The 13,638-nt window shown below is 52.3% G+C and carries 10 protein-coding genes and 1 pseudogene; all 11 read left to right on the forward strand.

The features are described from left to right. Nucleotides 1-117: 117 nt before the first annotated feature. The 11 genes and pseudogenes from FE783_RS04400 (at nt 118) to FE783_RS04450 (ending at nt 13,605) form a co-directional block, all read left to right on the forward strand. Nucleotides 118-1,059 carry an LLM class flavin-dependent oxidoreductase gene (locus tag FE783_RS04400; protein ID WP_138878110.1) on the forward strand — a complete coding sequence of 314 codons (942 nt, stop codon included), beginning with the start codon at nt 118-120 and terminating at the stop codon, nt 1,057-1,059. An 18-nt stretch (nt 1,060-1,077) separates the two neighbouring features. Beyond that, complete coding sequence (locus FE783_RS04405; RefSeq protein ID WP_138878111.1) at nt 1,078-1,818, forward strand: NAD-dependent protein deacylase; 741 nt, start codon at nt 1,078-1,080, stop codon at nt 1,816-1,818. Between the two features lie 180 nt (nt 1,819-1,998). Further along, nucleotides 1,999-2,232 (forward strand): annotated as a pseudogene (gene tnpA / locus FE783_RS04410) (IS200/IS605 family transposase); the annotation flags it as partial. Next, the gene (locus FE783_RS04415) at nt 2,229-3,353 is read left to right on the forward strand and encodes an RNA-guided endonuclease TnpB family protein (protein WP_138878112.1); all 1,125 of its coding nucleotides are present in this window, start codon (nt 2,229-2,231) and stop codon (nt 3,351-3,353) included. The pseudogene tnpA and the gene FE783_RS04415, both read left to right, overlap by 4 nt. A gap of 188 nt (nt 3,354-3,541) precedes the next feature. After that, a complete protein-coding gene (locus FE783_RS04420; RefSeq protein WP_138878113.1) occupies nt 3,542-4,219 on the forward strand; it encodes a response regulator transcription factor in 678 nt (225 codons plus the stop codon). Then, entirely contained in the window at nt 4,216-5,598 is a 1,383-nt protein-coding gene (locus FE783_RS04425) for a sensor histidine kinase (protein WP_138878114.1), read from the forward strand. The genes FE783_RS04420 and FE783_RS04425 overlap by 4 nt, the downstream gene beginning before the upstream one ends. A 311-nt stretch (nt 5,599-5,909) precedes the next feature. Further along, complete coding sequence (locus FE783_RS04430; RefSeq protein WP_138878115.1) at nt 5,910-7,403, forward strand: hypothetical protein; 1,494 nt, start codon at nt 5,910-5,912, stop codon at nt 7,401-7,403. A 429-nt stretch (nt 7,404-7,832) separates the two neighbouring features. Beyond that, entirely contained in the window at nt 7,833-9,548 is a 1,716-nt protein-coding gene (locus FE783_RS04435) for an efflux RND transporter periplasmic adaptor subunit (RefSeq protein ID WP_138878116.1), read from the forward strand. Between the two features lie 2 nt (nt 9,549-9,550). Next, nucleotides 9,551-10,261, forward strand: coding sequence for an ABC transporter ATP-binding protein (locus FE783_RS04440; RefSeq protein ID WP_138878117.1), 711 nt, complete (start codon nt 9,551-9,553; stop codon nt 10,259-10,261). Next, nucleotides 10,258-11,436 carry an ABC transporter permease gene (locus FE783_RS04445; RefSeq protein WP_138878118.1) on the forward strand — a complete coding sequence of 393 codons (1,179 nt, stop codon included), beginning with the start codon at nt 10,258-10,260 and terminating at the stop codon, nt 11,434-11,436. The genes FE783_RS04440 and FE783_RS04445 overlap by 4 nt, the downstream gene beginning before the upstream one ends. A gap of 21 nt (nt 11,437-11,457) precedes the next feature. Beyond that, entirely contained in the window at nt 11,458-13,605 is a 2,148-nt protein-coding gene (locus FE783_RS04450; protein ID WP_138878119.1) for a hypothetical protein, read from the forward strand. The last annotated feature ends 33 nt before the right edge of the window (nt 13,606-13,638 follow it).

The raw sequence follows: 13,638 nt of genomic DNA on the forward strand, positions 1-13,638 counted from the left end.
GTTATTCAATTTGACGTCAATAACGACAGATCCATAGAGTTCGACAAGCCGCATCGCGGACTTATTCCGTTTCCCTGACATGTGAGCTATAATAATTGGAAGCAAAGGGGAATGGGAATGAAGCGTATCCGACTAAGCGTGCTGGATCTCGTTCCGGTATTGGAACATGCGAACCCGCAATATGCGTTAATGCAAGCCGTCCGTCTCGCGCAAACCGCCGAGAAACTGGGCTACTCCCGCTATTGGGTAGCCGAGCATCATGATATGCCTAACATCGTTTCATCGTGCCCGGAAGTTCTGCTTTCACATGTCGGCGCGAAAACGGAACGAATCCGCATCGGCTCGGGTGCGGTGTTATTGCCCTACTACAAGCCGTATAAAGTCGCCGAAACGTTTCATATGCTGGCAACCTTGTACCCGGACCGGATCGACCTCGGCATCGGCCGCGCTCCCGGAGGCCACGCGCATGCCTCGATGGCGTTAAGCGACAATTATCTGGAGCAGGTGCGGCGGCTGCCGGAATCCATTCAGTCTCTCGTTTCACTGCTGTCGGACGATTTCCGCATCGAGGAGCAGCGTGTCTCGGCGCGGCCGGTTCCCGCCGCGGCCCCCGAATTATGGATGCTCGGTACGAACAGTAAAAGCGCGCAGTTCGCTTCCCGGTTCGGAACCGGCTACGTGTTCGGGCATTTCATGAGCGATCAGGACGGGAAGCCGATTATCGACTCTTATCGGGAAAGCTATCAAGCGACGAGTATAGGTCCCGAACCGCGAGTAATCGTAGCGGTCAGCGTCGTATGCGCGGAGACCGATTCGGAGGCGGCCCGCTGCGCCGAGCTGGGTGCCCGCGCATTTCTCGGTGAAGCGCCGATCGATGACGGAGTGCGGCGGCAGTACCGCGGGAGGGCTGTCGTCGGCTCTCCGGATAGCGTCAGACGGCAGTTACTCGAAATGCAGGAGCAATTTGGCGCTGACGAGTTTATCGTAGTGACGACATCGCAAGATTACGAGACTAGAATCCGTTCCTACGAGCTGTTGGCCAAATCGTTGTTCTTATAACCGGGAGGGATCGTAACGATGGATTTGCAACATCTGCGGCATATCGTATCAGCCAGCTCGCGAATCGTCTTTTTCGGGGGAGCCGGTACTTCGACCGAGAGCGGCATCCCGGACTTCCGTTCGCATAACGGATTGTTCCGGACGCAGCAAGGGACGGAGCATCCGCCCGAGGAGATGTTGAGCCGCGATTTTTTTATGGGGCATACGGAAGAGTTTTACCGGTTCTATAAAGAAAAAATGATTCACAGGTGCGCGAGGCCCAACCCCGGTCATTCGGCTCTGGTCGCATTGGAAGCGGCGGGCAAGCTAAGCGCGCTTGTAACGCAAAATATCGACGGGCTTCATCAAGCGGCCGGAAGCCGCAACGTGCTGGAGCTTCATGGCTCCGTGCATCGGAATCATTGCATGGAATGCGGCGCGTTCTACTCGCTCGAGGAGATGCTTGCGCTTGGAGGAACGTTGCCCAAGTGCGGCAAATGTGGCGGAATCGTCAAACCGGACGTGGTGCTGTATCAGGAGCCGTTGGACGAGCGCGTATTCGCCGGAGCCGAAGAGGCGATTTCGGAGGCGGATATGCTGATCGTCGCGGGCACGTCGTTAAGCGTTTATCCGGCGGCGGGACTGGTCCGCTATTATAAAGGCGACCGTCTGCTGTTGATCAACAAATCGGCCACCCGCTACGATGTGAATGCCCGTTACACGATTCATGATTCTTTCTCGGACGTGATGAGCCGGCTGGCCGTGTCCGGCAGCGGTTGATTTTAAGCTGGTTTTAACCCCATGCGGCAAGAAGTCTCCTATCCTCTATAGGTGGGAGATGAATTGCCGCCTTCGAAGCTTCGCTTACTAAATGAGCATCGTCATGATAAAATCAGTAGTATAGTTATATATGGCGGTGATTACAGTGGAATTGGACAATAATAATCATTCAGTCACCCCGACAAAGACCATGTTCATATTTTGTTCAAAGCGCAGCCAAACAGCGAATTGTCCAAATTCATTAATACCTATAAGAGTGCATCATCACGTCTAATCAAGAAAGAACATTCCATGATCAGAAAATCATTATGGAAAGAATATTTCTGGTCGAGAAGCTTCTGCCTGCTGACAACAGGCGGTGCACCGATTGAAGTTGTCAAACGTTATATCGAAAGCCAAGGTGAGAAAGTATGAACAAGGCATTCAAATACCGCATCTATCCTAATGCCGAACAAGAAATTCTCATGAATAAAACCTTTGGCTGTGTGCGATTTGTGTATAATCAAATGCTTGCGAATCGTAAGGAAATCTATGAGCAATTCAAAGATGATAAAGAAGCATTGAGGAAACAAAAATACAGGCTTCCTGCCGACTTCAAAAAGGAGTTCGAATGGCTCAAAGAAGTGGACAGTCTGGCTCTGGCAAATGCTCAACTCCATCTGCAAACCGCTTATAAAAACTTCTTCAGAGATAAATCGGCAGGCTTTCCAAAATTCAAGAGCAAGCATCATGACGGAAAATCCTATACGACGAACAACCAGGGCGGTACAATCCGACTTATTGATAGTAAAACAATCCGACTGCCAAAACTAAAAGATGTACGGATTAAGCTGCATCGGCAATTGCCGAAAGAAGCAGTCATCAAATCTGCAACGATAAGTAAAACACCTGTAGGAAACTATTATATTTCTATATTGGTGGAATACGAAGCCCACATAGAACCAGTACTACCTACATCAGAAACGGTATTAGGTTTGGATTATTCCTCCCAATCCTTGTTTGTGGATAGCGAAGCCAATGATGCCGATTATCCCAAATTCTACCATCAAGCGGAAGAAAAACTAAAAAAAGCCCAACGTAAACTGTCCCAGCGGCAAAAAGGAAGCAAAAATCGTGAAAAGCAACGCCGTAAAGTTGCCAAAATGCATGAAAAAGTAGCGAATCAACGTAAAGACTTCTTGCATAAGCTCTCAAGGCAGATAGCCAATGCCTATGAAGCCGTTGCGATTGAAGACTTAAATATGCGTGGGATGGCACAAAGTCTCAATCTGGCAAAGTCCACGAATGACAATGGATTTGGCATGCTAAAAACCTTTCTGGCATATAAGCTTGCAGAGCAAGGAAAACAGCTTGTTGTTATTGACAAATGGTTTCCATCGAGCAAACGGTGCCGGTTTTGCCAACACGAGAATAAAGCACTGACATTGGCAGATCGAACTTGGGTATGCAATCATTGTGGTGCAGAATTAGACAGAGACGTAAACGCCGCAATCAACATCAAAAATGAAAGTTGCCGAATGCTTGGTATCGCCTAATCATACTCATAACAACCGTTGGGCAAACGGGGATAGCTTGGTAATAATGCTGGCGTTAGCTGGTACGTCCCAAGAAGCCCCCACCTCTAAGCGTTAGCGTAGGTGGTGGGAGTATGTCACGGATGGGATGATATGATCCGATCCGATAGGATCTATTCATTTCCGATCGAAAGGAACATGGAACTTAGATGAGCAAAATATTGATCGTTGACGACGATCTCGCCATACGCAAACTGATCAAAGCCTTCTTGCAGCAGGAAGGATTCGCAACTTTCGAAGCCGCGAACGGCCAGGAAGCGCTCGACGTACTCGGTAACGTAAAAATAGATTTGATCGTACTCGATATTATGATGCCCGTGATGGACGGATGGGATTTTTGCCGGGATCTGAAAAAAACGATGGACGTTCCGATCATCATGGTTACGGCCAAAGGCGAAATTGCCGAAAGGCTGAAAGGCTTCCAGCTCGGAACGGACGATTATATGGTCAAGCCGTTCGATCCGATGGAATTGGTCATGCGGGTGAAGGCGCTTCTGAAGCGGTACCGGATCGAACATTCGGAGACGGTTCAAGTCGGGGATGTGACGATCGACCGCAAAACGTTCGAGCTGACGGTGAACGGGATCAGCTCGATGATACCGCCGAAGGAATTCGAGCTGCTGTTCAAGTTCGCGAGCAACCCCGGCCATATTTTTACCCGTGCCCAATTAATCGAGCAAATATGGGGCGTCGACTATGAAGGTGACGCGAGAACGGTAGACGTTCATGTCAAACGGCTCCGGGAGAAGCTGGAGCAGCACGCCTCCGAGAAAGTGTCGATTATTACAATCCGCAACCTCGGCTACAGGCTAGAGGTGCATCCTTGATCCGCACGCTGTATTTGCGCATCGCCATCGTCATCTTTGTCGTCGTTTGGTGCAGCTTGGCGTTATCCAGCTTCATGCTCTCTCATTATTACCGCAACCAATTGAACAGCCGGGTGGAGGAGCTGCTGCAAAATGCGTCAAAGCTCGTAGTACGTCTCATCCAGAAAACGGAAACCCAGCAAATTAACCAGACCGTATCGATTGTCGGTAAACTGAACCGGGGCCAGGAGCTGTACCTCTATTCCGAAACCGGGGAAAGCTACATGTCGAGGCCTGGAGCCAATGCGAGGTGTACGATCCCGGAACGTTATATAACGGAAGTATTGGACGGCGGATCCTTTTCCAGCTTCCAGGACAACGAGAACGATTACTGTCCGCAAGGAAGTGTAGGTACCTTTTTTGAATACGGAGGTAAGCGATATGCGCTGTTCGTATCCGCTTCCGTACCGAATCCGACCCGCCGGTTCGAGCTGTTCGATTTTCGCAATATGTGGTCGATCTTGTTTATAAGCACGTTCCTGATCGTCCTTGCCGCCATTTATTTGGTAAGACCGCTCAAGAAAATAACCGAGGCGACCCGCAAAATCGCCGGCGGCGATTTCAATGTCCGGCTGCAAATCCGGCAAAAGGACGAGCTTGGCTTACTGGCCGCAAGCATCACCCATATGGCGGAAGAATTGAAGAAAATGGAGAAAATGAGGCAGGAATTCGTCTCGAACGTCTCGCACGACATCCAGACCCCGCTAACGTCGATTCGCGGCTTCTCCAAGCTGCTGCAGCAGGACACCCTGGACGCCGAAGAGCGCCACGGTTATTTGAAGCTGATCGAGAGCGAATCGGCGCGGCTTTCCCGTCTGAGTGAAAACTTGCTGAAGCTGGCGTCGCTCGACTCGGAGCATCATCCTTACGATCCGAAGAGCATCGAGCTGGATGAGCAGCTTCGCAGATGCGTGGTCGCATGCGAGCCGCTATGGTCGAGCAAACGTCTGGATATCGAGCTGGAGCTGCCTCCCGTTCGCGTCGTCGCGGACGAAGATTCGCTGAATCAGGTATGGACGAATTTGCTTCATAATGCGATCAAATTCACCCCTCCTGACGGCCGGATCATCATTTCCCTTACTCAGGATGACAAGCAGGCGGAGGTCACCGTCACCGATACGGGCATCGGCATTTCGCCGGAAGACCAGAAGCATATTTTCCGCCGTTTCTACAAAGCGGACGATTCCCGCCAAAATTCGGAATGGAGCGGAAGCGGTCTCGGTCTTGCGATCGTCCATAAAATCGTTGGCCTGCATGGCGGCAAAATCGAGCTGACAAGCAGCTTGAATGAGGGTACGACGGTACGCGTATTTCTGCCTATACAAGGAAATCAAGCATAAACTTCAAGTAACATGGAGTAGCATTACAAGGTTGAACCGCTCTCGGAGGAGGGCGGTTTTTTTGGTGTGAATAGATTTTATTATTTCGGGGTCCCCGCAAAGTACTTGGAATAAGCTTCGAAGCAAGGCTCCACTTTGTGGGGTGTTTTTGGTGTCGGCACTCTTATGCCGAGAAACTGAGTTTAAGCATTTTTTTAGTTTATTTTCAGCTTCGTTTAAGCGTTTGTTCATACACATAACACATTGGCGTCCTATTCTTATTTGCGTAGGGACCATACATAGAGACAGTGAGCGAGAAAGGATGGAGCGAAATGAGAGTAACGATGAGAAAACGGCTGGCCGTTCTGGTAAGTGCCGTGCTATTGACGACTTCGGGAGGTCTGGCGCTGCCGGCGCAATCGGTATTCGCGGAAACCTCGGCGTATCCCATTGCAGCCAATGCACAGACGGAGGGAGGCACTCAGACGAAAGCGGGAAACGAGAGGACGGACTATATCGATGTGCTGGTCGGAAAATTCGTCTCGAATCTGCGCGAACTAGCGGCGGCTTTGGCGAATGTGGATTACGATACGTTCATACAGGAGATACAATCGGGAAAAACGCTCGCGGAAGCTTCGGGACTCAGCGAGTCCGAGCTGGCGGACAGGCTCGTTCAATCGATCGGGCATAGTCTGGAAGCCGAAGTACAGCTCGGGGCACTGACCGCCGACGAGTCGGAACAAGTGAAAAAACGTGCGGAGGCATCGATTCTCGAAGCCGTCTCCGGGTCCGGAGGCGCGGATTCTTTCCGGAAGGACCCCGTTGTAGGTCGGCAAATAGTAAATAGCCATATCGCCGAAGTCGTTCAAACGACCGCAACCCTATACGAGCTCAATTCGAGTCAATTGAGAAGGGCGCTTCATGAGGGGCGGAGCCTGGCGTCCGTAACCGGACAAGTGTACGGGCCGTTAGCGGACGCGATAACGGAGCCGCTCATCCGGGAGCTCGACCTCGCCGTTCAGGCGGGTAAAATGTCGGCCGAGGAAGCCGACTCCTTGAAATCGGAAGGGGCCGGGGCGATCGGGAAGATTGTGGACACCGAGGGCTACGATTCGCCCACTACGAACTGGATGGAGCAATATGGGCAACATTTGCTCTATAACAAGCTGGGCTTCGTCATATCGCAAACCGTTGCGTTATCCGACAAGGAGGAGGAAGAAATCGTCGCGGCGCTCGCCGCAGGCAGTACGCTTGCCGCCGCTTCGGGTTTATCCGACACGGAGCTGCTCCGTTCGTTAAGCGACAATATCGATATCTCGATCGATCAGGCGTGGCTGGAAGGCAAGCTGTCCGCGAATTATGCGGAACGGCTGAAGGAGCAGGCAAGGGAGCAGCTGACAGCGATCATCCATAAGTCGGGATACGGTGTGAATGTACAGCAGGAGGCAAGACAAGCAACTTACGAGGACAATTGGGAAACTTGCGAGACGGAAGAGAATGGGGAGACACGCTGCACCGAGGTGACTGAGGAAGCGACGGATATCGATCCAAGCTCCTATACGGACTTCAAGTTGAACAATGCGATCTCGGAACTGGCTGCCATAGCGAATATCGATATAGACGTCTTGCTCGGCAGATTGGCGAGCGGCGAATCGATCTCCCGGGCGACAGGCAGGAGCTACGACAATCTGATCTATGAGCTTTACAGTTCGACAAGCAAACAAATTAACCGTTATGTCTCACGAGGCATTTTTACCGAGGAGGAAAGCGAACAGATCAAGTCGAACTATACGTCAGGGCTTGTAGAGCTGATGACGCAATCATAAGCTTCGTTCTCAGGGCTGCTCCGTAACCGGGCAGCCTTTCACTTTTACCTTGTTTTAAGGTTTTGTTCATAAATGGTTCACAATTGCGTCCTATAATCTCTCCATATGTGTTGAAAACCGATATTCGCCAAGCAGGTCTCGCCGTTTCCCAGGCGCAGGTCATTTATTTGATTTCCTTGTTTGAAAGCGCAATCTCGCTTGGCGATTATACACAAAGAGATTAACGGGGCCGCCTTTGCGGACCGGGATTAGCGACCTGGAAAGGAGGAGCTTGGCGGCGGAAATCGCAATCCTGCCGGACGATTGGCGCGAAAGCCAGCATCAGAAGCGTGGCGCACGACCAAGCCGGGTATTCCGGCCCGGTGTGCAGGTTAAAGTTCAGACATATTATACGTAACCTTAGGTGTAGCGGGGAAAGGGAAGATGGACATGGCACTGAAACGTGGAACCAAGTGGGCGCTAGCATTGGCAATTGTAATCGTTTTCGGAGGCGGCGGTACATATTTGTTTATGAACAAGACGGAACGGCCTGCTGCCGCCCAACAGCAGGAATCGACGGTTGCGGTAAAAAAGGGGAACGTGCGCTTATCCGTATCTGGAACTTCCCAGTTTCAGACGCAAAGTATTCAAAATATTACTTCCCCCGCGGCAGGAACGATCCGAACGATGAAACTGACCCGAAGCATGCCGGTTAAAAAAGGCGATATTTTGGTGCAAATTTCCAGTTATCAAGTCGAAGAAAACTTGAAAAACGGACAAAACACGCTGCAAACGCTGCAAAAGGATTTGGCGGATTTGCAGAAGCAGCAGCAAAGCTTGAAAATTGTCGCGCCTATGAGCGGCAAGCTGGCGCTAACCGGAAATTTGGACGTCGGGTCGACAGTCAATAAGACGACGAAGATCGGCACGGTATCGACCAACACCTCCTTAACGGTGAAACTGTCGTACGCCCTGGAAGAAGCGCTTCAACTGAAGCCGGGAGACCCGATCGATTTGACAATTGCCGCATTTGCTCTGACAAAGACGGGCAAAGTGCAAACGATAGGCAAAGAGACGAGAGCGGATGCGTCGGGAAACCGGCTTGTCGACGTGGAAATCGCCATCGATAACGACGGTACGCTCGATGCGGGAATGGACGTTTCCGGCACCGCGCTCTTGAACGGCCGGGAAATCAAATCCAAAGCAAACGCCAAGCTGGAGTATGTCAAATCGACCGCCTTTTTGGCCGATACGAGCGGGGCGATATCCGAATTGCTGCACAAGAGCGGCGATATCGTCAAAGCGGGCGAAGTGATCGCTATTGTAGTCAACGATACGCTGCAGGATTCCATCTCCGCCAAGAAGGAAAGCGTTGACCGTCAGGAAGCCGCGGTGAAGGAATCGCAGCTGCGCGTCGACGAGCTGACGCTCAGAGCTCCGTTCGACGGCGTATTTTCCACCGATTTCGCCAATCAGAGAATCAACGTTCTCGCCAACTTCCAACCCGGGGCCAACGTGAAGATAGGAGATATGTTCGGAGCGGTAACGAGCTTCGACGTTATGACGCTGCCCATTCAAGTAGACGAGCTGGATATTCAGAGCATGAAGCCGGGCCTGAAAGCTGAAGTCCGGGTGGATTCCTTCGCCGGAAGAGTGTTTCAGGGGGAGCTGGCGCAAGTATCGACGGTCGGGGTAACCTCGAATGGAGTCACCTACTACGATGCAATCGTTGCCGTTCCGAACAGAGACCAGCAGCTCAAGTACGGGATGACCGGCACGGCGGAAATATTGATCCAGGATAAAAAAGACGTTCTTACGCTTCCGGTCGAAGCGCTGCAAATTCAAAGAGGCAACGTGTCCGTTACTGTAAAACATGCCGATGGCACGAAAGAAAGCGTACCGATCAAGCTCGGTGTAAGGAGCAAGACGAGCGTCGAGGTCGTGGAAGGATTGAAGGAAGGCGACCAGGTCGTCGTACCGACTCGCCAACGGGCGCAGAACGGAACCCAACAGCAGATCGACCAGCTTCGTCAGCAGTTTCAGCAAGGCGGTATTCCGGCTGGCGTTGCGCCGGGCGGAGGCGGTGCGCCAGCCGGAGGAGGAGGAAATGCTCCGGGCGGAGCGGGCGCTGCCGGAGGCGGGGCTGCCAACAGGGGAGGCAGATAAGTGTGAACATCATCGAACTGAAGGACATCTGCAAAACGTACGGCCGGGGAGCGGAAGAGGTGCGCATATTAAGGGGCATCTCACTTACCGTCGCTACCGGAGACTTCGTGGCGATCGTCGGCCCTTCCGGCTCCGGCAAATCGACACTGATGAATACGATCGGACTTCTGGACTCGCCTACATCGGGATCCTATGTGCTGGATGGCGTGAAGACGGATAAATTGAGCGACAGTCAGATGGCTGTAGTTCGAAACAAGAAGATTGGGTTTATATTTCAGCAATTTAATTTGCTCCCAAGACTTACCGCTTTGGAAAATGTCGAACTTCCGCTTATTTACTCGGGGATGGGCAAAAGCGAACGCAGAGACAAGGCAAAGCGCATGCTGGAATCGCTCGGAATGGGGCCGCGAACGGGTCATAGGCCGAGCCAGCTGTCCGGAGGACAGCAGCAGCGGGTAGCGATCGCCAGAGCACTCGCCACGTCGCCGGCGCTACTGCTGGCCGACGAGCCGACGGGGGCGCTCGACTCCAAAACGGGGACGGAAGTGCTGGAGTTGATGATTCAGCTGAATGACCAGGGCAATACCATCGTATTGATCACGCATGATCCTCATATTGCCGAACATGCCAAACGGGTCGTTTCGATTCGCGACGGGGAAATCGTGGAAGATAAGCGCAACGTCTCGCCGCCAAGGCAGGTGGTTACCGTATGAACCTGTTTGAGCTCGTAGGGATGGCCATGCGAACGATCATGAGCAAACCGATGCGGACACTGCTTACGATGCTGGGCGTCATTATCGGCGTCGCCTCGGTCGTTACGCTCGTTTCGATCGGTCAAGGCACGACTGCGCAGATCGAGAAGCAATACGAGAAGCTCGGGACGAATCTGCTCATCGTCAACTTGCTCGGCAATGGAAGGGCTACACAGCTCGACTACGATCAGTTGATGGAGCTGGAAATATTGCCCGAAATCGAGTCGATGGCTCCGACGATTACGAAAGCCAATTCGAACGTCAAGTATGAGCGGACGACGGAGCCGTTCAACTTGATCGGAACGAACGATCGGTTCTTCTCGATTATGAAAACCGATCTGGACAACGGCAGGACGCTCGCGCCCGCCGACAACGAGTTCCGCAATCCGGTTGCCGTGCTGGGCAGCGAAACGGCCGCCACTTTGTTCGGAACCGCGGATCCCGTCGGACAGGACGTCAACATCGATGGAGTCGTTTTTACGATCATTGGGACGCTGAAGACGAAAGGCTCGAATCTGGGAGGAACGTCGGTCGACAGATCCGTGATGGTCCCCTTGGAGACCGCTAGGCGGGCTTACAGATTAGGTACGATTCGGACGACCTATATCGAAGCTCCCGACGTCAAAGATTTGGCCGAGGCTCAGGAAACGATAAGCAACTATTTGACATTCAAATTCAAAAGCAGCACCGGCTTCCGGGTGCAAAATCAAGACGAGCTGATGAATGCGCGCAAAGAAGCGTCCAGCTCGTTGACGAATCAATTGATCAGCGTAGCTCTCATTTCCCTGCTTGTCGGTGGAATCGGGATTATGAACATCATGCTGGTCACCGTCAGCGAAAGAACGAAGGAAATCGGTATCCGCAAGTCGATAGGGGCGCAGCGAAGGCATATATTGGCGCAGTTTCTCGTTGAGGCCACCGTGATCAGCGGTCTGGGCGGTCTGCTCGGCTTGCTTGTCGGCATCGGGGCATCGTTAAGCTGGCCGATGTTTAATCCGAAGCAGCCGACGGAGCTGTCATTGACGATCGGCATCTATGCGTTTTTATTTTCTCTGCTGGTCGGCGTGTTGTTCGGCATATATCCGGCCAACAAAGCTTCAAGGCTCAAACCGATCGATGCGCTTCGTTTCGACTAATAGACATGGAGGTTGAACCTGATGACTCGCAATATACAAGGCTGGCTGAATAAACAAGCGAGAATGCTCATGCTGTATTTCATCGTCGCATGCATCGCACTCCCGCCTATAACGGCATCGGCCGGCAAGGAAGGCGTGTACTTGAGCGACACCGTTTATTTTACAATTGAAAAAGTCCGGTTCTCGGCAGGCGCCGACGATTCCGTTCTTCGCTTCGCCATAAATCTCCACAATGGCAGCAGCGCCGCCGTGGATTACAACCCTTTCGGCGTTCGCGTAACCGACGACAGCGGTTTCAGCTATTCCGCCCAATTGACCGGTCAGCAAAGCGCTCGCGTGCTTCCCGGGAAAGAACAGGAATTTGCTTATGAAGCCCGTATTGCCAAGGGGGTACAAGCGGAACAATTGAGGGTAGTGCTCTTTGCTTGGAATTATGGCGCTTCGATAACGATGAACGATATCGGCTCCTTTTCCGTAACGGCAGCGATGGAATTTGCAGCCGAATCGGCGCCGCAGGCGATCGTGCCGCTGTCCAAAGTGGACACGACGCTTTCGAGCGACGACAAAGTCGAATTCCGGATCGGCAACGAATATTTCATTTATGAGAACAACGACTGGAATTTGTATATCGACCTGGTCGCGCAAAATGCCGGAACCTCGGGGCTGACACTGCCTGCCGGATTGAAGATGAGGCTGGAGGATGCCTCGGGCCAGACCGTAGCGGTAACGACAATCGACGGAGCGGATAGATCGCTGCTGCCCGGCAAGCCTCAACGGATCACCGTTCGCGCTGCCATTCCCGCAGAGGATTCCGCGAACGATTGGACGCTGCAGTTCTACTATGGAAATGCTAATGCTCCGACAGTGCTTGACAGCATGGCTGCGGGAAAAACAGTCAAAGCTTCGGCTATCGGCGATTCGCTCTCGATAACGGATATTCAAGGTCAGGAAACCGTATCGGTCCAAGTAGTTTCGGCTGCCGTTTCCCAAAGCGACGGAGGACAATGGGTTAATGCGAAAGTCCGTGTAGACAACAACGGAACGTATGTGGCAAGCGTTCCCAAGCTCACCGCCAGAGTACAGTCCCGAAACGGCGGCGTAACCGTTCCAGCGGATGATTCGTCCGCCACCCATCCGTCGTACTTGTCGCCAAAAGAAAGCGAATCGTTCTCCTTCAATGCGTTTATGCCTAAAGGAGTAGACATCTCCGATATGCAGATCGCGCTATTCGAGACGAGAAGCAATGGATCGGCTACGAATGTGAACGGCACAAACGCTGCGTCCGGTACAAACAACAACACGGCGGCCAACAATGCCAACTCCAACACGAACAATACCGTAACAACCAAGACGGTTCCCGTCCTGATCGCCGACTTGAATAACGCCCAGCTTTACGTGCAAGGAACGGGAGGCGATTATACGATCGGCGACAAGATCGCTCTCTCGTTGGATAAGAAAGTGGAAGTCGCCGTCTCCGAGCTGAAGCTGTACGATAACGACAGCAACGGATTCAAGACGGCTATCGCGAAGTTGAAGGTAACGAACGCCGACTCGACCGTGTTGTCGACACCCGACCTTGCGCTGGAATTGGTGGACGCCGCCGGCCATGTATATTCCGGCACGAGACAAACGACAGCGGCGGCGCAGCTTGCGACGAACAGCAGCTATTTGGTCAGCTATTCGTTCCTGATGTCCGGCATAGAGGAACAGCAGCCTTTGCTGCTTCGCGTCTACAATGCGAAGGATGCGGGCAAAGTTCCGCTCGGTACGATCAAGGTAGCGTTCCAGCAAGACGATATTACGGACGATACATGGAACGTATTCCCTTATCTGATCAACGTCCGCCAAAGAATTTTGCTTCACAGCGTGCTTAGCACGACGTTCTCGTATACGCTCAGAATGGACCTCGATTTGCAGCGCAAGGAGCAAATTGTTGCGGACGCCAACTTATCCAAGCTGCAATTCGAATTGGTCGATGGGACGAAGCAGGTCATTTCCACCCAGACGATCCCGTTCCTTGGAACGACGAAGCTGTTGAACGGCACTAACGAATTGACGTTTACGAACTTGAAATTGAATCAATACAGCTCCACCAATTATATTAACGTTTACGAGATAATAGAAACGCCGAACGGCGTGGTGAAACGGAAGCTGACCGAGTTCCACTAAACCCTCTTCCGTAAAGCGCAGGCGGTATGGCAT

The sequence above is a fragment of the Paenibacillus mesophilus genome (assembly GCF_005938385.1).
In the GTDB taxonomy this organism is placed as follows: Bacteria; Bacillota; Bacilli; order Paenibacillales; family NBRC-103111; genus Paenibacillus_AB; species Paenibacillus_AB mesophilus.

What these genes read in the sequence shown, in the direction of transcription:
- FE783_RS04400 (WP_138878110.1), top strand. Translation starts at nt 118, where the DNA reads ATGAAGCGTATCCGACTAAGCGTGCTGGATCTCGTTCCGGTATTGGAA.
- FE783_RS04405 (WP_138878111.1), top strand. Translation starts at nt 1,078, where the DNA reads ATGGATTTGCAACATCTGCGGCATATCGTATCAGCCAGCTCGCGAATC.
- FE783_RS04415 (WP_138878112.1), top strand. Translation starts at nt 2,229, where the DNA reads ATGAACAAGGCATTCAAATACCGCATCTATCCTAATGCCGAACAAGAA.
- FE783_RS04420 (WP_138878113.1), top strand. Translation starts at nt 3,542, where the DNA reads ATGAGCAAAATATTGATCGTTGACGACGATCTCGCCATACGCAAACTG.
- FE783_RS04430 (WP_138878115.1), top strand. Translation starts at nt 5,910, where the DNA reads ATGAGAGTAACGATGAGAAAACGGCTGGCCGTTCTGGTAAGTGCCGTG.
- FE783_RS04435 (WP_138878116.1), top strand. Translation starts at nt 7,833, where the DNA reads ATGGCACTGAAACGTGGAACCAAGTGGGCGCTAGCATTGGCAATTGTA.
- FE783_RS04445 (WP_138878118.1), top strand. Translation starts at nt 10,258, where the DNA reads ATGAACCTGTTTGAGCTCGTAGGGATGGCCATGCGAACGATCATGAGC.
- FE783_RS04450 (WP_138878119.1), top strand. Translation starts at nt 11,458, where the DNA reads ATGACTCGCAATATACAAGGCTGGCTGAATAAACAAGCGAGAATGCTC.